Source organism: Burkholderia arboris (assembly GCF_038723655.1).
Lineage (GTDB): Bacteria > Pseudomonadota > Gammaproteobacteria > Burkholderiales > Burkholderiaceae > Burkholderia > Burkholderia arboris.
The window spans coordinates 2,920,420-2,941,598 of the sequence record NZ_CP109822.1; the positions used below are offsets into that span (position 1 = coordinate 2,920,420).

A 21,179-nucleotide genomic window follows, 5' to 3' on the forward strand; every position below is an offset into this window, starting at 1 on the left:
GATGCGCTTTTTCGCCCGGAACGCGGCGCCGAAACTGCCGCTGGAGCCCCTCGCCGGCATGCCGCTGGCGCTCGTCGCGATCGCGGTCAGCGTCGCGAACTTCATGCAGACGCTCGACCTGACGATCGCGAACGTCGCCGTCCCGACCATCGCGGGTGATCTCGGCGTCGCGCCGGACATGGGCACCTGGATGCTGACCTCGTTCGCGACGCCGCTCGCGATCACTTTGCCGCTGACCGGCTGGCTCACGCAGCGCTTCGGCCAGGTGCGGCTGTTTCGCCTGTCGGTGCTGCTCTTCGTGCTCACGTCGATCCTGTGCGGGATGGCGCCGAACTTCGAGTCGCTGCTGCTGTTTCGCGCGCTTCAGGGCGCCGCGTCGGGCCCGATCACCGCGCTGTCCCAGGCGCTGCTGATGGCGGTGTTCCCGTCGACGCGCCGCCACGTCGCGCTCGCCGTGTGGCAAACCACGACGTTCGTCGCGCCGGTGCTCGGACCGATCGCCGGCGGCTGGATCACCGACAACCTGAGCTGGCCGTACATCTTCTATGTGAACGTGCCGCCGGGCGTGCTCGTGCTGGGCGTGCTCGGGCGGCTGCTGGCGGGACGCGACAACGCGACGCGGCGCCTGCCGGTCGACTTCGTCGGGCTGCTGCTGCTCACCGCCGCGTTCGGTTCGTTCCAGCTGCTGCTCGATCGCGGCCAGAATCTCGACTGGTTCGCGTCCAACGAAATTCGCGTGCTGGCAGTCGTGGGCGCCGCGTCGTTCATCGCGCTGATCCTCTGGGAGCTGACCGACAGCCATCCGATCGTCGACCTGCGGCTGTTCGCGGACCGCAACTTCACGACGAGCACGCTCGCGATCACGGTCGGCTTCGGGCTCTATTTCGGCGCGCTGGTGCTCGTGCCGCTGTGGCTGCAAACCCAGCAGGGATACACGGCCACCTGGGCCGGCATCGCCACCGCGCCGCTCGGCGTCGCGGGGATCGTGATCGCACCGCTGCTCGGCCGCTTCCAGGGCCGCACCGACCCGCGCCTGCTCGCGACCGTCGCGCTCGTCGGCTGGGGCGCCGCATCGTTCTGGCGCCTGCACTTCAACAGCGACGTGACCCTCGGCGACATCGCCGCCAATTCGCTGCTGATGGGCGCCGCCACCGCGTTCTTCATCACGCCGCTCGTGTCGCTGTCGCTCGCCGGGCTGCCGCGCGAACGGCTACCGGCGGCATCCGGGCTGCAGAACGCGTTGCGCCGGATCGGCACCAGCGTCGCGACGTCGGTCGCGCCGACCTACTTCGAGCGCCGCTCCCGCGTGCACAACACCTATCTCGTCGACCACATCACGCCGTACGACTTCGCGGCCGGCGACTGGTTCGCGCGGCTCGATCACGCGGGTCTGTCGCCGTCCGGCGCGCTCGCGTCGGTTGCGCATGCGATCGACGTCGAAGCGCACATGCTCGCGCTGAACGACTTCTCGTTCGGCTGCCTGCTGCTGTTCGGCGCGACGCTGCTGACGGTCTGGTCGATCCGCTACCGCCATGCGTGACGCATGAGCCGCGGTGCGCGGCTCGCGGCCGCTGCGCGCACGGCTTGCGAGACGCGGCCAGCGCCGGCAGCGTCGCCCGACGGGCGCCGCAACCGCAACGCCGTCCGGTCGCGACGGCCCTTCGACTCGCTTCCCGGATGGCATGACACGCCCGCGCAGGTGCAGCCACTGCATGCGCCGGGCAACGGCATGGGCGAGATCGTGCGCGCGGAACTATCGGGCACCCGTCTCGCCCGGCGGGATCGACCGGCCGGGTAGCCGGCCCGCCGGCAGGCAGCGCGGGCATCCGCCGGCGCGTATCGCCCTCCGCCATTGCCGACGAATCGATGCCGCCGGCCTGACTGTTCTGCATCCCGAAATGAAAAAAGCTCCGCGCCGGTCAACCCGGCGCGGAGCCCCTTCACCTGTACCGCTTAACGCGGATCGCTGGCAACCGGCACGTAGCCGTCGGCGAGAATGCCGATCGTCCGCGCGGCCGGCTCGCGCAGCCGCTTCGCCGCCTGATAGCCGTCGGACTGATACCACTCGCGGGCGCGCTCCGCCGACTCGAATTCGAGCACGACGACGCGCTTCGGCGTCCAGTCCCCTTCCAGCGTCTCGACTTCGACGCCGCGCACCAGGAAGCGCCCGCCGTACGCGGCCACCGTCGGTGCACCCAGCCGGCGGTACGCCTGGTATGCGTCGGCGTCGTGCACGTCGATATCGAACACCACGTAAGCGCTCATGACCGCACCTCCGCCGGCGCCGCCGCATCGGCCTGTGCGAGTTGCACGAACACGCGGCCGTTCTCGATCTTCACCGGATAGGTGCGCACGCACGTCGTCAGCGGCGCGCACAGCGCGATGCCGGTCCGCACGCTGAAGCGCCCCTGATGCAGCGGGCATTCGATCTCGTCGTCGAGCAGGAAACCGTCGCTCAGCCGCGCTTCGCCATGCGTGCACTGATTCTCGGTCGCGAAGATCTCGTCGCCGACCGCATAGAGCGCGATGTCGCGCCCGCCCACCCAGACGCCGAGTATTCCGTCGGTGCGCACCGCTTCCGGCGCGACCGCGTCGATCCAGTTCGTAGTCACTGTCTGCCCCTCGTTCAGATCGGGAAAATCAGCGAGTTCGGAATCATCTCGCTGTCGTAGACGCAGATGCGCGATTCGAACCGCAGCCCCTGCGGCGTCCGCACGATCCGGTCGAGGTAGCGCCCGGTGTTGTAGACGTCGCTCATCTGCTCCGTCTTCGTGCGCAGCACCGCGTAGTTCGTCTCGGCCTCGATCACCGTGTCGTCGAGATACGTGACGAGCGGCAGTCCGATCACGTGGCGCTGGTAGTACGGATCGAAGAACAGCGTCTCCTTGATGCCGTAGACGCGGTCCTTCAGCATGCCCTTGCTCTCGAAATCCATCACCGCGAGCGGCAGGTTGCGCTCGTGGTTCTCGCGCGGCACCACCGTGTACCGGCATTGCTCGACGAAGAATTCCGGCCACGCGTCCCAGTCGCCGCCGTCGAGCACGGCCGCATAGCGCGCATTGAGCTGGACGAGCGCGTAGAAATCCTCGAAGCCCGCGTGCAGCCCGGCGGCCGGCCGGTCGGTTCGTGTCGTGATCGTGCTCATTCAGGCCTCCATCACTTGGCGCCAGTACTGGTACATGCCGCGCACCAGTGTTTCGCTAACCATATGATCGGTTTGATCGTCGACCTGCCGGCCGCCGAGTTCGTTGTAGACGTTGCCGCGCTGGATTTGCTCGAAGCTCTGCTGCACGCACTCGATGACCTCGCCGTCGTCCGCCGACACGAAGCCGGCCGGCCCGAACAGATTGGCCTGGCGCAGGCGGCGGCGCGTCATCTCCTCGGTGTCGGTCTCGAAGCCGAAATGGGTCCACACGTAGTCGAACACGCCCGGGCTGACCGGCCGGATGCGGCGCGTCGACAGCGCATTGACCTGCTGCTGGATGATGACGCTCGGCATCAGCGTGAGCATCACGACGGTCGGATCGCCCCACCACGGTTCGTGCACGACATCGAGGAAGCGGTCGTCGTTCAGCGTCATGCGCTCCTTGAAGCTCGTCACGTTGTGCGTCACCTCGCCGCCGCCGCCGCCGCTGCGGATCGACACCATCGCGCCGTGCCGGTGATGCGCATCGGTCACGAGCTTGGCGGGATTGTCCGCCCGCCACAGGCCGAAGTTGACGAACCAGGTGTGCAGCAGCCCCGCGTGATACGGATCCTTGATGTTCTCGACCATCAGCTTCCAGTTGCTCGGCACGCGCTGGCGCGTGTAGCCGAGCACGGTCAGCTTCGGGCCGTGGAACAGGCGATCGTAGTAAGGCAGGATGTTCGGGCCGAGGTAATCCTCGAACGATTCGACGTTCTCGTCGAACGACGCGAACACGGCGCCGCCGCGCGTCGACACGCGCAGGCGCCGCAACGCATGCTTGCCGGGCTCGAAATCCGCCGGCATGCCGCCGTTGATCTTGCCGCCCTGACGCACGCCGCGCCGGAACGGCACGCCGATCAGGTTGCCCTTCAGGTCGTAGTTCCACTGGTGATACGGGCAGTGGAAATCCTTCGCGTTACCGGCGCGCTCGCGGCAAAACTGCATGCCGCGGTGCGCGCACGCGTTTTCGAAAACGACGATCTCGCCGTCCTCCGTGCGCGTCATCACGACGGATCGCTCGCCGACTTCCGTGCGCTGGAAATCGCCGGGAGACGGCACTTCGGCTTCGAGGCCGATGTAGCACCAGTGATTCGCGTAAAACAGGCGCTCGAGTTCGCGCTGATACAGCGCTTCACTCGTGTACGCCTCGTACGGCGTGCGGCTGGCGCCGTCGCCTTTCCAGTCGAGCGCGCGGGCGATGTCGATGGGTGAGTTCAAGAGAGCTCCTTTCAGTAAGAAACGGCCTGCATCGCGACGGCGGCGCCGTGCGCGATGAAGCCGGCTGGCGAACGCCGCCGCGCAACCACCGCGGCAGCCAACTGCTCGACGAGTTCGGCCGTGTGCTCCCAGCCGAGACATGCGTCGGTAATGCTTTGCCCGAACACCGGCGGCGTGCCCGGCACCACGTCCTGCCGCCCCTCGACGAGGAACGACTCGATCATCACGCCCACGATGGCGCGCTCACCGCGATGCAGCTGCTCGGCGAGGTTGCCGCAGACGTCGATCTGCGCGCGCGTCTGCTTGCCGCTGTTGCCATGGCTCGCGTCGATCACGACATACGGGGGGAGATGCGCGTCGCGCAGCGCGGCGCAGGCCGCCGCGACGCTCGCGGCGTCGTAGTTCGGCGTCTTGCCGCCGCGCAGGACGACGTGCGTGTCGGGATTGCCGGGCGTGGTCGCGATTTCCACGCCGCCGGCCACGGACGGCCTCAGATAGCTGTGCGACGCACGCGACGCACGGATCGCGTCGATCGCGACCTTCACGTTGCCGTCGGTGCCGTTCTTGAAGCCGACCGGCAGGTCGAGCCCCGATGCCGCCTGGCGATGGATCTGCGATTCGGTCGTCCGGGCGCCGATCGCGCCCCAGGACACGAGATCGTCGAGATACGGCGCGGTCATCGGATCGAGAAACTCCGTCGCGGCCGGCAGGCCCAGCGCATTGATGCCGAGCAGCACCTGGCGCGCGACGCGCAGGCCGTCCTCGATCCGGAAACTGCCGTCGAGATACGGATCGTTCAACAGTCCTTTCCAACCGACCGTGGTGCGCGGCTTTTCGAAATAGACGCGCATCACGATCTCGAGCGCATCGGCGTACCGCTCGCGCAGCGGCGCGAGCCGGCGCGCGAACGCCAGCGCAGCCTCCGCGTCGTGGATCGAACACGGCCCGACGATCAGCGCAAGCCGGTCGTCCTCGCCCGCGATGATCTGCGCCAATGCACGCCGCGCATCGGCGATCGAGCGCGCCAGGCCGGGATCGCATGGCAATTCGGCGCGCAACCGCTGCGCACTGATCACCGCCACGCCTTGCGTCAACGCTGCCTCAACGGATTTTTCCATTTAACACTCCACTCTCGCTGATCGGATGCCGATTTACGGAGGCAATTAGAGCGCGGTCAAATCCATGGTGATACTGTCATTTATCTCAGAGGCATTTCGCATAGTGAATATCTGTGATTTCCGACAGTATTCCGATATGCGGATCGCGTCTAACTTAACTCCTGAACAAACACGTTCACACCTGCTGTTCTGCCAAGGAGCCTGTAATGACAAGAAAATATTTCGAGACCCGAATCGACGTGAAGTATCGGGAGACGGACGCGATGGGCCATGTGAGCAGCCCGGTCTATTACGATTATCTGCAGCACGCCTACCTGACCTACATGCACGATCTGCTCGATCTGCCGTATTCGGAAAAGCTGCCGCACATCATGGTCAAGACCTCGTGTGAGTATCTGAAGCCCGCTCAGTACGGCGATACGATCACGGTGCGCAGCAGCGTCACGCGCTTCGGCTCGAAGAGCTTCGAACTGGAATACCTGATGGTGCGCGACGGGCAGACGGCCGACGAGGATTCGGCCGACGATCAGGCCGTGGTCGCGCGGGCCGTGTCCACCCACGTGATGTTCGACTACGGCAGCAAGACCACCGTGCCGGTGCCGGAAGAGTTCAGGACGCGCGTGCTGTCGTTTCAGGGCGCGATCTGATGGCGCAACCGGGGAGGCCGCGGACGGGCGCCCCGGTGCCGTTCATGCAAACACGATCAGACCCATCAACACGGCTTTCACGACCGCGTTGGTCTTGTTCGACGCATTGAGCTTCACGATCGATCTCGAAATATGGAAATTGATCGTCCGCTCGGTCAAGCCGAGAATGATGCCGATCTCATACGCGGTCTTCCCCTCCGCCGCCCAGCGCAACACTTCGCATTCACGCATGCTGAGGGTGACATCCTCGGGAGTCGCTATATTCGCCGCAAACTGAACCATTCGTTTCCCCATCCAAAATAAGACGCCAATATTTCAGATTCACGATTTCCAATGTTCACCTCAATTCACATACCCCTCGGATTGGATATTTATTATTTAAAGGCTCCACGAATGTTCGGCGAATTCAAAAGCAAAGGCTGCCCTACCTATTATCTCCGGTGTTGTTCGAACGGAATCGAGCATACCTAATCGATTTACGGTTCGGAAGATGCACGACACGCAATATATCAATGACGTTGACGCACGCCACCAGCATTGCACGACGCGTCACATCGAAGCGGCGCGCCGCTAGCGGGCGATCGTGTCGGCAACACGTGGCGCGCAGATATTGCGCACGCAATCGCGCAGCCATCGATGCGCGGGGTCGCGATCGAAACGCGGGTGCCAGATCTGCGAGACCGTCAGGTCCGCGATCGCCAGCGGCAACGTAAAGCTGTGCATGCCGGCGCGGGACCGCTCGGTTTGCCGCTCCGGCACGTTGGCAACGAAATCCGAGCTGCGCGCGAGCGACAGCGCGGTCGGGAAGCTCGACACGACGGTGGTCACCGAGCGCGCGACACCGAGCGATTCGAGCAGTGCGTCGATCGGGCCGTGGAATTGCCCGCGGCGCGACACGCTCACCTGCGGAAACGACGCGAAGCGCTCCGGCGTGACTTCGCCGGTCGCGAGCGGATGATCCATGCGGACCACGCCGATGAAACGGTCGCGAAACAGCGCCTGCACGCGCAACTCCGGTCCGGCCTGCCCGATCACGCCGACTTCGAGATCGATGTCGCCGTTGCGCAGCGCATCGACATGCTTGTTGGGTTTGGGTGCGAAGCGCAGCCGCACGTCGGGCGCCGTGCGCGACGCATGCTCGAGCAGCGCCGGCGCAAACGTTTCGACGAACGCCTCGTTCGCGCGGATCGAGAACGTGCGCTTGAGCGTGCTCATGTCGACCCGCTCGCACGGACACATGACCGAGTGCGCTTCCACGACGAGCGCATGCACCCGGTCGCGCAACTCGAGCGCACGCGGGGTCGGGACCAGATCGCGCCCTGCCCGCACCAGCAACGGATCGCCCGTCATCACCCGCAGCCGCGCGAGCGAGCGGCTGAGTGCGGACGGACTGAGGCCGAGCGCGTTGGCCGCGCCCACCACACTGTTCTCGGACAGCAATGCGTCCAGAACGACAAGAAGATTGAGGTCAATGGAAGTCGCCATGTTGCGCCCATGCTGTGCTGTCGGAACTGGCCGGCCGATGGGCCAACGGCATCGTGCCTCGGGCGTATGTGCTCCGTGATCGCGCTAGACCGGAAATCGGCAGTCGCGCCGCCGAGCTTGACGCACGACCGTGCGTCCGCCGAAGAGGCGTGCGGTGAATGGCGGGGAGGATTTGTGCCGCTGAGAAAATCCGCTGCGGATTTATTGCACTTGTGAACGATTGTGCACCGCGCTGCAATAAATCGCAACCCGATGCGATGCACATTCGATTTAAATGAAATGATGCGCACGAATGAACAATAAAACTAACCGATTCAATTGCGCCGACCCACGAATCCCTCGCGCAGGCCGGCGAAGCAAAGCCTGCGCCAGGCACGCCAGGCGCGGCCCGCCCGCGCCGATTCCGGGTGCGGTACCGCACATTCTGCGCATCGCGACCGAATGACAGAACTTTTAAACTCCTCTATTGACATTGACACCGGCATTCCGATTTATCACTCGCCCGTTTCACAAAACAAATCCCGATCGGCCAATTTGCGCGCGCGTCCCTGCGATCCGGGAAAATCCGTTTGATTGCCCGTCCAGCCCCCTTTTCGACTCGATCGCCATTGCACGACAATACGGCCGGCGCGACGCATCCGGCCTGCCCGCGCGCGCCTGCGTGCGTGTAGGCATGAACCCCGACACCGCTCCGCACGTTCGTGTTGCGCGCCGATCCGACGCACGGTGGCCGCTGCATCGTCCCGGCAACCGTTTCCCGCAACCGCGATCCTGCATTACCATCGTGCGTCCGCCGCGTTTGCCCGTTTACGGCAAGCGAGCCCGCCACCTTTCCCGTTGCGCACCGATGCTCGCTCTCGTCATCCTTGCCGGCCTCTGGGCCGGCCTGCAGAACACCCTCGCCGGCGGCGGCTCGTTCGTCACGCTGCCCGCGCTGATCGTGTCGGGCATGTCGCCGCTCGCGGCGAACATCACGTCGACGGTCGCGCTGTTTCCCGCGCAGGTCACGACGGGCTGGGCGAGCCGGAAAATGGTGCGCGGCGCGGGCAAGCTGTCGTTTCGCGCGCTGTTCGTGATCAGCGTGATCGGCGGTGCGCTGGGCGGCCTGCTGTTGCTGAAGACGCCGTCGTCGATCTTCTCGCGCCTCGTGCCGTGGCTCGTGCTGTTCGCGACGATCGTGTTCGCGTGGGGCAGCTTCTTCCGCAAGCCGCGCGAAGGCGCGGCGCACCTCGGCACCGTCCCCGCCGCGATCTCGCAGTTCATGATCGCGATCTACGGCGGCTACTTCGGCGGCGGGCTCGGTTTCCTGATGATGGCCGTGCTGACGATGGCCGGCCTGTCTCCGCGTCACGCGATGTCGACGAAGAACGCGCTCGCCGGCGTGATGAACGCATCGGCCGTCGTGCTGTTCGTGACCTCGCCGCACCTGCACTGGGGCTCGGCGCTCGCGCTCGGCGGCGGCGCGATCGTCGGCGGGCTGCTCGGCACGTGGGCGCTGCATCGCGTGAACGAACGCGTCCTGCGGATCGGGATCGTCTGCATCGGTGTCGTGCTGACCGTCGGGTTGTTCGTCAAGCCGATCTGACGCTGAAACGGCCGGCGCCGGCGCACCGGCATCCGCTCCGCTGCCATGGCTTCGCGAACATAGACGCGATATCCGATCCGTTATGAGGCCCGCCGCGCAAGGGCCTCCCGAACGGCCTCGGCGATTCGCTCGATTGACGGTCGAAATATCGCTGCGTATACATCGGTGAACGATACCCCACGGCAGCCGGCATGTCCCGATACGTCATCGACGCACATCTTCTGAAGATTCTTCATACGCTCATCACCGAATCGAGCGTCTCGCGAACCGCGGTCCTGCTCGGGCAATCGCAACCGACCATCAGCGTCGCATTGCGACGGCTGCGCGCGATCACCGGCGATCCGCTGCTGGTACGCAGCGGCAGCCGGATGGTGCCGACCAGTCATGCGCTCACGCTCGTCGAGCCGCTCGACCAGGCGCTCGCCGGCATCGCGGCCGTGCTGAATCCCGCGAGCACGTTCGATCCTGCCACAACGCGCCGCACGTTCCGCATCGGCTCCCCCGACTATCTCGACGTGTTCTTCCTGCCCGCGATCGTCGATGCGTTCAAGCACGAGGCGCCGGGCGCGCGCATCGAGTTCCAGCACCTGATGACCGTGGACGGCGGATACGAACACGCGCTCGAAAGCGGCACGCTCGACCTGGCGGTCGGCAACTGGAGCACGCCACCGCAGCAACTGCATCTGCAGCCGCTGTGCCGCGACGATCTCGTGTGCGTGCTGCGGGACGATCACCCGATCCGGCCCGGCCGGCTCACCGCGGATGTCTACCGCGAAGCCGATCATCTCGGCGTGACCACCCATCATGCGACCGGGCTCGGTACGATCGACCGCGAACTCGCGCGCGGCGGCCTGTCGAGAAACGTCACGACGACGATGCCCTATTTCGGCATGGCGCCGTACGTGCTGATGCGCTCGAACCTGCTGTTCACGACGACGCGCACGCTCGCGATGCACTCCTGCAGCCTGCTGCCGCTGCGCATCGAGCCGATTCCGTGCGCGCCGCAGGCGTTGACCTACTACCAGCTCTGGCACGACCGCACGCATCGCAGCGCCGCCGCAGTCTGGTTGCGGCGCCTCGTGTCCGGCGTCGCGAAAAAGCTGGTGCCCGAAAGCGCCCGCCATCCGCATTGACAGACAAAAAAGCCGCGAGCAAACGCTCGCGGCGAACAACGAACGGATCCGCGCATCATCGTGCGGGTCGCGTCCGCGACAGGGGTCGGTCAGCGAAGAGGCTGCCTGTCGAAGGCGCATCTGGAGAAGCGCCCTGTCAGGTCCGGCGCGACGCGCGGGCTAGTTCGCCGCGTCGCCGGCCATCGTCTTCAGCAGCGCGGCTTTTTCCGCCGTGGCCGCGTCGAGCAGCGCAAAGCCCGTGATGCGCCCGGAATCCGGATCCGCACAAAGCGCACGCGTCGCGTGCGGCGCATCGCCGATCCCGACCTCCGTGGTCCAGCGGCCGCCACCGTCCGCCGCGACGACCACCGCCGGAATCGCCGGTGTCTTGACGACGATCGGCATCACCGGAAAGGCCACGCGCGTCGGCGTGCCGTGCAGACACTGCGCGAGCGCGCGGGCCGCGTGCATGATCGGCAGCACATAGGGCCGGACACGCCCGTCGATCGCGGCGCAGTCGCCGAGCGCAAAAATGTCCGGTGCGCTGGTACGACACCATGCGTCGGTCACGATCCCGTCCGCGACGTCGAGCCCCGCGTCCCGCGCCAGCGCGATTCTCGGCGCGAGTCCGACCGCCGAGATCACGAGATCGGCTTCGACCTGCCCGCCGTCCGTCAGCGCAAGCCGGTACCCGCGTGCAAGACGCGCAATCGACTGCACGCCCGTGCCGAGTCGCCACTGCACGCCCGCGTCGCTCAGCGCCTGCCCGAACACGCGCCCGGCCTCCGCCGGCAGCAGCCGCGACAGCGGCGCGTCCGCCGGGTCGATCACGGTGACCGTCAGCCCTGCCGCCACCAGGTCGTTCGCGAATTCGCAGCCGATGAGCCCCGCGCCGAGCATCGCGACCGAGCGGCAGTCGCGCAGCCCGCCGCGAAAACGCGCGTAGTCGGCCAGGTCGTTGATCGACAGGACATCGTCCGCACCCTCGCCTTCGCAGCGCACCCGCCGCGCGTCCGCGCCGGTTGCGAGAACGAGCGCGCGATAACGCTGCACGTCCCCGTCGTCGAGCACGATCTCGTGCTTCGTCGAATCGATCCGCCGCACGGCGCATTGCGTCCGGATCGTGGCGCGCAACTGGTCCGCCATCGTCCGCGCATCGGCCATCGCCAGCTGGTCGGGCGTCTTGCGTTGCGCAAGCGCGTTCGACAGCGCCGGTTTCGAATAGAAACGCCCGTCGTCGCGGCTGATCATCACGAGCGGCGTGTCGCCGTCGAGCTTGCGCCACTCGCGCGCCACCGTATAGCCGGCGAGGCCCGTGCCGACGATGACGACCGGGTCGCGCGGGTTCCCTGAGGTTGCGTTTGCATTCATGCCGGCACCACCTGCATATCGAAATCGTGCTTGCCGGTCGCGCAGTCCGGACACATCCAGTCGTCCGGCACGTCTTCCCAGCGCGTACCGGGCGCGATTCCGTGCTGCGGCAAGCCTTCCGCCTCGTCGTATCGAAACCCGCAAATCACGCATTCCCAGATCTTCATCGTCTCTCCCGTGGGCGGTTCAGCGCGCATAAGCCTGGCCGAGCCCGAGTTCGCCGAGCGCGCGCCGATACGCGCCCGACGACCGATCGGCGAGGATCGGCGCTTCGTGCGCGCGGTCGATCGGCAGATCTTCCGGGCACTGTTGCTCGACGATCTCGCGATCTTCCTCGAAGACCTGGCGATTGAACGCATAGACGTCATCGAGCGGCAGGTCGTGATCGAAATTGCGCGCGATCGGCACGAACAGGCGCGTGAGACGCGCGGAAACGGGGCTGGCCGCATTCAGGATCGCGAGCCGGCCGCCTTCCGGAAAATGCACGGTGAGGCGCGCGAAGAACGGCACGTCGACCTCGAACACGCGCCGCCACAGAAAACCGGCGGGCGCGCGATGCTGCATCGACTTCGGGAAGTTGCTGACCGTGCTGACGTATTCGGCGTGCAGGCCATTGTCGCGCCGTTCCACCGAGTACTGCGGCACGACCGGATTGCGGCGGTCGGCAAAGCTCTCGTGGTGAATCCACGCGAAATGCGCGACGTCGATGAAGCCTTCGGTCTGCCGGCCGGCCGATGCCTGGATATCGATCGACGGCGGCAGGATCTGCTGGAAGCCCGCCGTGTCCCACGCGGGAAAATCCGGCAGCGGCAGTTCGCCGCCGCCCAGCGACACCCACACCAGTCCGTACGCCTGCTGCGCGGCGTAGGTCGTCAGGCACAGACGCTCCGGAATCGGGCCGTCGGGCTGCGACGGAATGCGCACGCACTTGCCGTCCGCCGCGTATTCGAGGCCGTGATACGGGCACACGAGCCGGTCGTCGACCACCCAGCCGCGGCTCAGCGGCGCGCCGCGGTGCGGGCATACGTCGCGTGCGGCGACGATCGCGCCGCCGGAACGGAACAGCACGACGCGCTCGTCGAGCAGCGTCACGGCGAGCGGACGGTCGGTCACGTCGCTCGCGAATGCGACCGGATGCCAGTAGCGGCTCAGGATTTCCCAATCGCGCACGTCGAACGTGCAATGGCGGGGCGGAACCGGCGCGCGTGACCGCGTCAGCGGCACGACCTGGGTAGGCGTCATACGTGTCTCCATCGATGCGTTGTCGTCGACGCGGCCACCGTCGAACCTGCCGACGTCACCGCGTGAATGCAACGATATCCAGAGACCGCCGCTGCTCCCATCGCCGCGCCTTCATGTAGTTCATGTCGACGCGGGCATGGACGAACCGGCAATTGATGAGCAAACCGCAAGATGTCTTTCGCATATCTCGTTTGCCGTCGCGGCGGTGTCCGCCCACAATCCGGTGTTGCCGTCGTCATCGCCCTCTCGCGGGCACCGACCGGCGCACCGTGGCCGTCATTCCGATTCACCGCCGGCGGCCGCGCACATCGCGTCACACACGCTCCCCCGACATCGGCGCCCCTGCGGCGGCAGAACGTTGCCGCCGCGCCGCCCGATGCGTTCCCGGCCAACAATAACTAGAGGTAGGAGATGCAGGACAATTCTTTGAGGCAAAGCCTCAAGCAACGGCACATCACGATGATCGCGCTTGGCGGCGTGATCGGCGCGGGCCTGTTCGTCGGCTCCGGCGCCATCATCGCAACGGCCGGCCCCGCGGCGATCCTGTCATACCTGATCGGCGGCGTGATCGTCACGCTGGTCATGTTCATGCTCGGCGAAATGGCCTCGCGCAATCCCGACAGCGGGTCGTTCTCCACCTATGCGAGCAGCTATCTCGGTGAATGGGCCGGCTTCGCAGTCGGCTGGCTGTACTGGTTCAAGTCGATGATGACGATCACCGTCGAGGCGATCCTGCTCGGCGCGATCCTCCACGATTTCCTGCCGTGGCTGCCGATCTGGGGCGGCGCGCTGTTCATGCTCGTCACGCTGATCGCGAGCAACGCGTACTCGGTGCGCTCGTTCGGTGAGGCCGAATACTGGCTGTCGTTCGCGAAGGTCGCGACGATCATCGTGTTCATGGCGCTCGGCGCATCGATCCTGCTCGGCTTCCAGCCGCGCATTCCCGCACCGGGGCTCCTGAACCTGACGGATCACGGCGGCTTCATGCCGAACGGCATCTCGCCCGTGCTCGCCGGCGTGATGGTCGTGATCTTCTCGCTCGGCGGCAGCGAGATCGCGGCCGTAGCCGCGGGCGAATCGGAAAATCCAAGCAAGAACGTGATCCGCGCGATCAAGAGCGTGATCGTGCGCGTGATGGTGTTCTACGTCGGCTCGGTGTCGATCCTGATCCTGTGCATGCCGTGGACCGACAAGGCCAACCTGAAATCGCCCTACGTGTCGCTGTTCAGCATGGCGGGCTTCACGGGCGCGGCCGTCGCGATGAAGGTCGTGCTGTTCGTGTCGTTCATGTCGGTGATGAACTCGTTCCTGTTCTCGAACTCGCGCATGCTGTTCTCGCTGAGCCAGCGTGGTCACGCACCGGCGATGTTCGGCCGCACCAACGCGAAAGGCGTGCCGATGAACGCGCTCGTGCTGTGCCTCGCGATCTGCGTGTCGATCCTCGGGATTCACTTCGTGAGCGGCGGCGACCTGTTCCTGATGCTCGCGAAGAGCAGCGGCGCGTTCGTGATGATCGTGTGGATCTTCATCATCGTCGCGCACTTCGCGATGCGCCGGCAGATGAAGCACGAGCAACGTGACCCGACCGCGTTCCGCGCGTGGTTCTATCCGGTGTCGAACTGGGTCGCGCTGCTGGCGCTCGTCGCCGTGCTCGGGTCGCAGGCGTTCAACCCGGATTCGCGCTTCCAGTTCTGGTTCACGGTGTCGACGGCGCTCGCGATCGTCGCGGCGTACTTTCTGCGGCGCAGGCAGCCGTCGTTCGGGCAGGCGCCCGGCGCAAAGGTGCGTTGACCGGCGGCCGGCTGCCCGGCGTGCGCGTTCAGCCGAACGGCCGCACGCCGATCAGCGGGCCATGCAGGAACAGCGCGAACACGGCCCAGACGACGAGCCCGCCCAGCACCGCGACGATGTCGCCCGACAGCCCGCCGGCCGGGTAGCGGACGCCGTCGCGGCGATCGCGCGCGCGCGACACGACGAAATCGACGATCGACCACACGAAGAATGCGCCGAACAGCACGACCGCGTGCACGGTGCCGTTCACGAGCAGGTGCGCAACGGCCCAGACCATCACGCCGGCGAGCATCGGGTGTCCGACGAGCGTCTTGATCCGGTTGCGCGGCACGTACGACGCGGCGATCAGCACGAACGCGACCGCGGTCAACATGCCCGTCAGATGGCGCACGCCGACCGGCGACACCCACAGCAGCGTCGCGCCTGCACGGGCCATCCCGTATCCCCAGATGATCAGCGCGAAGCCGACGATCGACGCGATCGCATAACCGCCCTTCCAGCCCTTCTCGCCGATCCGTTCGATCGTCGCGGACCGCCAGCCGTCGGCGACGATCCGGATCGAGTGCACACCGAGGAAGATCGCTAAACCGAGAATCAGGACGAGCATCGACTGTCTCCGTCTGGAATGATGAGTGGGGAACGTCTCCCGCGCGGCGTACGATGCGCCGTTCGCGGTGCCGGCGGCGAGGCCGGCGGGTCACGCCAGGCACGGGCGCAACCCGCGCGATCATAAACGCCGGGGCCGCCGTTGTGAAGCATGCAGGATGTGCAGCGCATCAAGCCTGACGCGTTCGTACGCGTGATCGTAAGGGCGCGCAGCCATACAGCACACCGATCGCCCGATGATGGGCACGCCTGAAAGAAAGGAAAACGAAAATCGCGAGGCTGTCGCGTCGTGCGACCGGGACTACGTCTGCTTGCGCTTCGCCGGGGGGGTGGACGCCGGTACAGGCGACGATTTCGATGCCGGTTTCGCTTTCGGCACGGAGGCCGGTTTCGGCGGGGATTTCGCCGCCGCTCTGGATGCAGGGTTCGGCTCGGGCTTCGGCGACGGTTTCGGCGCGGATTTGGCCGCAGGTTTGGCCGCAGGTTTGGGCGCAGGTTTGGGCGCGGATTTCGGTGCTGCCTTCGGTGCTGCCTTCGGTGCTGCCTTCGGTACTGCCTTCGGTGCTGCCTTCGGTGCAGCTTTCGACGCGGATTTCGGTGTCGTCCCCGCACCCGCCTTCGACGCCGGTTTCGGCACGGCCCTCGCCTTGCGCTTCGGCGGCCCCGCCAGCAAAGCCGCGCGATACGCGCTGCGGCACCAGTCGAACAACGCGCCCGCATCCTCGAGCACGTCGGCCGGCGTTTCGTAGTAGCCCTCGAGCGCGACGGTACGCGTGGGCCGCGCATACGAGAACGGCCCCATCCCCGCCGCGACGAACGCCGGGCGGTTCACGTCGTCGACGCGCAGGAACAGCGACCCGCGCGACATGAAGCCGAACATCACGCCGTCGAGCCGCATCGCCGCGCCGCTGAAGAACCGCGCGACCGTCACCGCGCCGAGCGGCGCAAGCTGATATGCGATCTCTTCGCCGTGCGCCTTCTCCGACTGCCAGCTCATGCGGATGCCTCGCAGCGCTGCGTCCACGCGTCAAGCTCGGCGCCGTCGAATCCGACGGCCGCAGCGCTCTCGCGAATCTGCCGCCACGTCGCACGGTCGACCGGAATGCCGGCGGCCCCGCGGGCGGCGCGGCTCGCTTCCTCCGGCTCGCCGGGCACCAGTACCGGCGCATCGCCGGCCTGCGGCGACGCCTTCGCCCATGCGACGAACGCATCGGCTTCGCGCTCGGCATCAGCCGCGTCGAACGCGCTCGGGTCGATCAGCACCGACAGCATCCCGTTGACGATCGCACTCGTCTTCTGCAGCGTATCGCCGTACGTCGTATGCCCGCCCACGAGCGCGCCGCCGAAGATCTCGCACATCGCCGCGAGCGCATACCCCTTGTGCAACCCGAACGGCAGCAGCGCGCCGAACGGCTGCTCGTGCATCACGGCCGGATCGTCGGTCGGCTGGCCGCGATGGTCGATCAGCGACCCGGCCGGCACGCGCTTGCCCTGGTTGTAGGCGACGCGCGTCTTGCCGTACGCGATCGCGCTCGTCGCGAAATCGAGCAGCAGCGGCGGCTTGCCCGCCCGCGGATACGCGGCGCAGAACGGATTCGTGCCGAAACGCGGATCGGTACCGTGCAGCGGCGCGACCAGCAGGTCGCCCGGCACGTTGACGAAATGGAACGACACGAGCCCCGAGCGCGCGCACTGCTCCGCCCAATGCCCGATACGGCCGAGGTGGTGGACGTCGCGCAGCCCGACCGCGCAGATACCCATGCGCCGCGCGCGCTCGATCCCTTCGACCATCGCCTCGAACGCGATCACCTGGCCGAAACCGCGCCCGCCGTCGATCGACAGCACCGCGCCGCCGTCGCGGACGATCGACGCGTGCCCGTTCAGTTGCAATTGCCCTTCCCGCCACGACGCGACGTAGTTCGGGATCATCCCGATGCCATGCGAATCGTGGCCCGCGAGATTCGCGCCGACCAGATGATCGGCGACGAGCCGTGCCTCACGCTCGCTACTGCCGGCCCGTTCCCAGAGCGCCGCGACGAATGCATGCAGCGGTTCGGCGCGCATGCGCGGCGGATCGGTATCGGGCGTCGGCAGTGCGGTCATCGGCAACACTCCATCAAGTCGGATCGGGTCGGGAAATCGGCACGTCGGGCGATGCGACGGTCAGCGCGCGGTCGCGATCACGTCCGCAACGGCCGCGGTAAGCTTCTTCGCGTACGGCACATGCAGGAACTCGTTCGGGCCGTGCGCGTTCGACTTCGGCCCGAGCACGCCGCACACCATGAACTGCGCGGACGGGAAGCCTTCCTGCAGCACGTTCATCAGCGGGATCGTGCCGCCGAGGCCCATGTACGCGCAATCGGCGCCAAAGTGGCGGCGCGACGCGGCGTCGAGCGACGACGCGAGCCACGGTGCGAGATCCGGCGCCCTCCAGCCCGTCGCGGCGCCCGCGTCCGGCTTGAACGTGACCTTCGCGTTGTACGGCGGATCGAGTTCGAGCAGGTCCTTCAGCTGCTGCACGGCCTGCGCGGCGTCGACGAGCGGCGGCAGGCGCAGCGACAGCTTGAACGCGGTACGCGGACGCAGCACGTTGCCCGCATCGGCGAGCGCCGGCATGCCGGCCGCGCCCGTCACGGACAGCGACGGACGCCACGTCGAATTCAGCAGCGCCTCGCGCGGATCGGTCGTGGTCGGCAGCACCGGCTTGCCGTCCGCGCCGCACGCCCACGGCAGCCCCTTCCACACCATGTCGCCGAGAATCGCGGCAGCCGCTTCGGCTTCGCGCACGCGGCTCGACGGAATCTCGCAATGGAACACGCCCGGCAGCAGGTTGCCGTTCTTCGCATCTTCGAGACGCTCGAACAGCTGGCGCATCACGCGGAAGCTCGACGGCGCGATGCCGCCGTACACACCCGAGTGAATGCCTTCTTCCAGCACCTCGACCTGCAGGTCGCCGGACACGAGCCCGCGCAGCGACGTGGTGAGCCACATCTGGTCGTAGTTGCCGGCGCCCGAATCGAGGCAGACGACGAGCGACACCTGGCCAAGCCGGTCGCGCAATGCGTCGACGTACGGCAGCAGATCGTAGCTGCCCGACTCTTCGCAGGTCTCGATCAGGCCGACGCAGCGCGGCCGCTCGATGCCCTGCTCGTCGAGCGCGCCGAGCGCCGCGAGGCTCGCGTAGATCGCATAGCCGTCGTCCGCGCCGCCGCGGCCGTACAGCTTGCCGTTCTCGAACTTGGGCGTCCACGGGCCGAGGTCCGCGCGCCAGCCGTCGAATTCGGGCTGCTTGTCGAGGTGGCCGTACAGCAGGATCGTGTCGGTGCTGCCCGAGCGCGTGGCCGGCGATTCGAAGAAGATCACCGGCGTGCGGCCCGGCAGGCGCACGATCTCGAGCTTCAGGCCCTTCACGGGCTGCCGCTCGGCCCACTGCGCGGCATCGGTGACGACGCGCTCGAGATAGCCGCGCTTCGCCCAGTCGGGGTCGAATGCAGGACTCTTCGCGGGGATCGCGATGTAGTCGGTCAGCGCATGGAGGATTTCATCGTTCCACTTGCGCTCGATGAAGGTAACGAGCTTGTCATGGTCGAGGACGGGGGTAGTGTCGACGGAAGTCATGGTGGGGGTGCCTGGATCGGGCTGACGAAAACCCAGATCATACGCCGATGCTCCCCCGCCGGCGCCCCCTCCTGGCCGTTCAGACGACCTTCGGGAACGCGTCGCGCAGCCCCGCGGCGCAGGCCAGCGCATCGTCCCACAACCGCCGCGTCAGTTCGCCGGCATCCGCTTCGCGCGCGAGCGCCGCGGCCTCGCCCGACCACAGCAGCGAGAAATCGTCACGCCCCTGCCGCTCGAACGCGCCGCGCAGCGGATCGACCGCGGCCGTCGCGAGCGGGAACGCAGGCGCGAGCGCACTCATCGGTCCCTGCTCGCGCATGAAACGCGTCAGCAGCCCGCGCGCGGGACGGCCCGTGTACAGGTTGGTCATCCGCGTGCCGTCGTCGCGTGCGGCGCGCACGGCCGCACGATGCTGCGCCGAGCGGCCGGCCTGCGGCGTCAGCAGGTAGCCGGTGCCGATCTGCACCGCGCGCGCACCGAGCGCGAACGCGGCCGCGATGCCGCGCCCGTCGGCGATCGCACCGGCTGCGATCACCGGCACGCGCACCGCATCGACGATCTGCGGCAGCAACGCGAACAGGCCGGGTTGCGCGTGGATATCGTCGGTCAGGAACATGCCGCGATGGCCGCCCGCCTCCGCGCCCTGCGCAACGATCGCGTCGACGCCGCGCGCATCGAGCCAGCGCGCTTCCTCGACGGTTGTTGCAGACGAAACCACGCAGGCCCCCGTGCGGCGCACGCGATCGAGCAGCGTGTCATCCGGCAACCCGAAATGGAAGCTCACGACGGCCGGGCGCAATTCCTCGACGACCGCGCACATCGCATCGTCGAACGGCGCGCGGCCGGGGACGCCCTTCACGCCGGCCGGATCAACTCCCGCTTCCGCGTAGTAGCCGGCGAGCGCTGCGCGCCAGCGTGCGTCGACCTCCGCATCGGGCGCGGGCGGTGTGTGGCAGAAGAAGTTCACGTTGAACGGCGCGGATGTGCGCGCGCGGATCGCCGCGATCTCGTCGCGCAACTGCTGCGGGCCGAGCGCCGCACAGGCGAGCGAGCCGAGCCCGCCGGCTTCGCACACGGCAATCGCGAGCGGGCTCAGCGAGCCGACCATCGGAGCCTGGATCAGCGGCAAACGGGAAGGCAGTGTGGTCATCTGAATCCCTGTTCGGAATGCGTGGCCATCGCCACGTTGGTTGTCCTTGCCGTCGTCGCGCACCAACCGCTCCGTCCGGTGCGCGCTAGCTTCCGCCGCGATCCATCCCGCGCCGGTATGCGGCCGGGCTGGTCGCCGCGATACGCCGGAAATGCCGGCGCAACGATTCCTCCGAGCCGAACCCCGCGCGCGCCGCGACCTGAGCGAGCGGCAGCGCGGGCTGCGCCTCGAGCATGTCCTTCGCGACGTTCACGCGCTCGCGGATCAGCCACGTGAGCGGCGACATCCCCGTCGCATCCGCGAACTGCCGCTGTAGCGTGCGCGTGCTCATCGCCGCCCGCGCGGCGAGCGACGCCAGCGTGTGCGGCTCGGCCGCATGCGCGCGCATCCAGTCGATCAGCTTCGCGAGCCGGTCGGTGCCGCCCGGTGCGACCGGGCGCGGCACGAATTGCGCCTGGCCGCCGTCGCGATGCGGCGGCAGCACGAGGCGCTGCGCGACACGGTTCGCGATCGCGCCGCCGTGGTCGCGGCGCACCAGATGCAGCAGCATGTCGAGCCCCGCCGCCGAGCCGGCCGACGTAATGATCTGCCCTTCGTCGACGTAAAGCGCATCGGGATTCACGCGCAGCGCCGGATAGCGCGCCTGCAGACGTTCCGCGTAACGCCAGTGGGTCGTCACGGTGAGGCCGTCGAGCACGCCGGCCGCCGCGAGCACGAACACGCCCGAACAGATCGAGCAGAGCCGCGCGCCGCGCCGATGCGCGGCCCGCAGTTTCTTCAGCAACGGTTCGGGTGGCAGTTCGTCCGGATCGCGCCAGCCGGGAATCACGATGGTGTCCGCGCGATCGAGCGTCGCGAGCCGATACGGCGCGGCGACCGTGATACCGCCCGCCGCGCGCACCGGCCCCGGCTCGCTCGCGCATACCGCGAAGCGATACCAGTCGACGCCGAGTTCCGGGCGCTCGAGCGCGAACAATTCGACCACGCAGCCGAATTCGAACGTGCAGAGGCGATCGTAGGCGAGCGCAACGACGAGATGATTGTGCATG

Annotated in this window: 20 protein-coding genes and 1 pseudogene; 5 read left to right on the forward strand and 16 right to left on the reverse strand. The window is 67.2% G+C overall.

Annotation, left to right across the window (positions count from 1 at the left end):
* The first annotated feature begins 1 nt into the window (after position 1).
* Positions 2 to 1,540: a DHA2 family efflux MFS transporter permease subunit gene (locus OHZ10_RS30575; RefSeq protein ID WP_342705263.1), complete on the forward strand. Its 1,539-nt coding sequence runs from the start codon at positions 2 to 4 to the stop codon at positions 1,538 to 1,540.
* 413 nt (positions 1,541 to 1,953) lie between these two features.
* Here the strand turns inward: OHZ10_RS30575 and OHZ10_RS30580 are convergent, their stop codons facing one another.
* From OHZ10_RS30580 to OHZ10_RS30600, 5 genes are read right to left on the reverse strand one after another with little or no spacing between them, the layout of a single operon-like run.
* The gene (locus tag OHZ10_RS30580; protein ID WP_059239621.1) at positions 1,954 to 2,265 is read right to left on the reverse strand and encodes a DUF1330 domain-containing protein; all 312 of its coding nucleotides are present in this window, start codon (positions 2,263 to 2,265) and stop codon (positions 1,954 to 1,956) included.
* Positions 2,262 to 2,612: a non-heme iron oxygenase ferredoxin subunit gene (locus tag OHZ10_RS30585; RefSeq protein ID WP_059239619.1), complete on the reverse strand. Its 351-nt coding sequence runs from the start codon at positions 2,610 to 2,612 to the stop codon at positions 2,262 to 2,264. The genes OHZ10_RS30580 and OHZ10_RS30585 overlap by 4 nt, the downstream gene beginning before the upstream one ends.
* A 14-nt stretch (positions 2,613 to 2,626) precedes the next feature.
* Positions 2,627 to 3,145, reverse strand: coding sequence for an aromatic-ring-hydroxylating dioxygenase subunit beta (locus OHZ10_RS30590; protein ID WP_059239617.1), 519 nt, complete (start codon positions 3,143 to 3,145; stop codon positions 2,627 to 2,629).
* Complete coding sequence (locus OHZ10_RS30595) at positions 3,146 to 4,405, reverse strand: aromatic ring-hydroxylating oxygenase subunit alpha (RefSeq protein ID WP_059239615.1); 1,260 nt, start codon at positions 4,403 to 4,405, stop codon at positions 3,146 to 3,148.
* Between the two features lie 11 nt (positions 4,406 to 4,416).
* The gene (locus tag OHZ10_RS30600) at positions 4,417 to 5,523 is read right to left on the reverse strand and encodes a 3-deoxy-7-phosphoheptulonate synthase (protein ID WP_174992428.1); all 1,107 of its coding nucleotides are present in this window, start codon (positions 5,521 to 5,523) and stop codon (positions 4,417 to 4,419) included.
* A gap of 206 nt (positions 5,524 to 5,729) precedes the next feature.
* On the opposite strand from OHZ10_RS30600, the gene OHZ10_RS30605 reads away from it, so the two are divergent.
* Positions 5,730 to 6,170 carry an acyl-CoA thioesterase gene (locus OHZ10_RS30605; RefSeq protein ID WP_059239613.1) on the forward strand — a complete coding sequence of 147 codons (441 nt, stop codon included), beginning with the start codon at positions 5,730 to 5,732 and terminating at the stop codon, positions 6,168 to 6,170.
* Between the two features lie 42 nt (positions 6,171 to 6,212).
* Here the strand turns inward: OHZ10_RS30605 and OHZ10_RS30610 are convergent.
* Positions 6,213 to 6,422: pseudogene (locus OHZ10_RS30610) on the reverse strand (LuxR C-terminal-related transcriptional regulator); the annotation flags it as partial.
* 318 nt (positions 6,423 to 6,740) lie between these two features.
* Positions 6,741 to 7,655, reverse strand: a complete 915-nt coding sequence (locus OHZ10_RS30615) for a LysR family transcriptional regulator (RefSeq protein ID WP_059239610.1) — start codon at positions 7,653 to 7,655, stop codon at positions 6,741 to 6,743.
* A gap of 847 nt (positions 7,656 to 8,502) precedes the next feature.
* Here OHZ10_RS30615 and OHZ10_RS30620 point away from each other — a divergent pair.
* Both OHZ10_RS30620 and OHZ10_RS30625 read left to right on the forward strand, forming a co-directional pair.
* A complete protein-coding gene (locus OHZ10_RS30620; RefSeq protein WP_059239608.1) occupies positions 8,503 to 9,240 on the forward strand; it encodes a sulfite exporter TauE/SafE family protein in 738 nt (245 codons plus the stop codon).
* A gap of 191 nt (positions 9,241 to 9,431) precedes the next feature.
* On the forward strand, positions 9,432 to 10,373 hold the full coding sequence (locus tag OHZ10_RS30625) for a LysR substrate-binding domain-containing protein (RefSeq protein ID WP_059239606.1): 942 nt from the start codon (positions 9,432 to 9,434) through the stop codon (positions 10,371 to 10,373).
* A 159-nt stretch (positions 10,374 to 10,532) separates the two neighbouring features.
* Here the strand turns inward: OHZ10_RS30625 and OHZ10_RS30630 are convergent, their stop codons facing one another.
* Genes OHZ10_RS30630 through OHZ10_RS30640 form a run of 3 tightly spaced genes read right to left on the reverse strand, consistent with a single transcriptional unit; the run spans position 10,533 to position 12,965 of the window.
* The gene (locus tag OHZ10_RS30630) at positions 10,533 to 11,723 is read right to left on the reverse strand and encodes an FAD-dependent oxidoreductase (RefSeq protein WP_342705264.1); all 1,191 of its coding nucleotides are present in this window, start codon (positions 11,721 to 11,723) and stop codon (positions 10,533 to 10,535) included.
* Positions 11,720 to 11,890: a rubredoxin gene (locus OHZ10_RS30635; RefSeq protein ID WP_059239601.1), complete on the reverse strand. Its 171-nt coding sequence runs from the start codon at positions 11,888 to 11,890 to the stop codon at positions 11,720 to 11,722. Before OHZ10_RS30635 ends, OHZ10_RS30630 begins: the two co-directional genes overlap by 4 nt.
* 19 nt (positions 11,891 to 11,909) lie before the next feature.
* Entirely contained in the window at positions 11,910 to 12,965 is a 1,056-nt protein-coding gene (locus tag OHZ10_RS30640; protein ID WP_342705265.1) for an aromatic ring-hydroxylating dioxygenase subunit alpha, read from the reverse strand.
* Positions 12,966 to 13,376: 411 nt separating this feature from the next.
* On the opposite strand from OHZ10_RS30640, the gene OHZ10_RS30645 reads away from it, so the two are divergent.
* A complete protein-coding gene (locus OHZ10_RS30645) occupies positions 13,377 to 14,756 on the forward strand; it encodes an amino acid permease (protein WP_340624714.1) in 1,380 nt (459 codons plus the stop codon).
* 28 nt (positions 14,757 to 14,784) lie between these two features.
* On the opposite strand, the gene OHZ10_RS30650 is transcribed toward OHZ10_RS30645, so the two are convergent.
* The 6 genes from OHZ10_RS30650 to ftrA form a co-directional block, all read right to left on the reverse strand.
* A complete protein-coding gene (locus tag OHZ10_RS30650) occupies positions 14,785 to 15,363 on the reverse strand; it encodes an NnrU family protein (protein ID WP_059239595.1) in 579 nt (192 codons plus the stop codon).
* A gap of 300 nt (positions 15,364 to 15,663) precedes the next feature.
* Entirely contained in the window at positions 15,664 to 16,359 is a 696-nt protein-coding gene (locus OHZ10_RS30655) for a TfoX/Sxy family protein (RefSeq protein ID WP_342705266.1), read from the reverse strand.
* Complete coding sequence (locus OHZ10_RS30660) at positions 16,356 to 17,465, reverse strand: malate/lactate/ureidoglycolate dehydrogenase (RefSeq protein WP_174992432.1); 1,110 nt, start codon at positions 17,463 to 17,465, stop codon at positions 16,356 to 16,358. Before OHZ10_RS30660 ends, OHZ10_RS30655 begins: the two co-directional genes overlap by 4 nt.
* A gap of 60 nt (positions 17,466 to 17,525) precedes the next feature.
* Entirely contained in the window at positions 17,526 to 18,980 is a 1,455-nt protein-coding gene (locus OHZ10_RS30665; protein ID WP_342705267.1) for a M20 family metallopeptidase, read from the reverse strand.
* A 79-nt stretch (positions 18,981 to 19,059) separates the two neighbouring features.
* Positions 19,060 to 20,130, reverse strand: a complete 1,071-nt coding sequence (locus tag OHZ10_RS30670; protein WP_342705268.1) for a nitronate monooxygenase — start codon at positions 20,128 to 20,130, stop codon at positions 19,060 to 19,062.
* Between the two features lie 85 nt (positions 20,131 to 20,215).
* Complete coding sequence (gene ftrA / locus OHZ10_RS30675; protein ID WP_059239588.1) at positions 20,216 to 21,178, reverse strand: transcriptional regulator FtrA; 963 nt, start codon at positions 21,176 to 21,178, stop codon at positions 20,216 to 20,218.
* Position 21,179 lies beyond the last annotated feature (1 nt).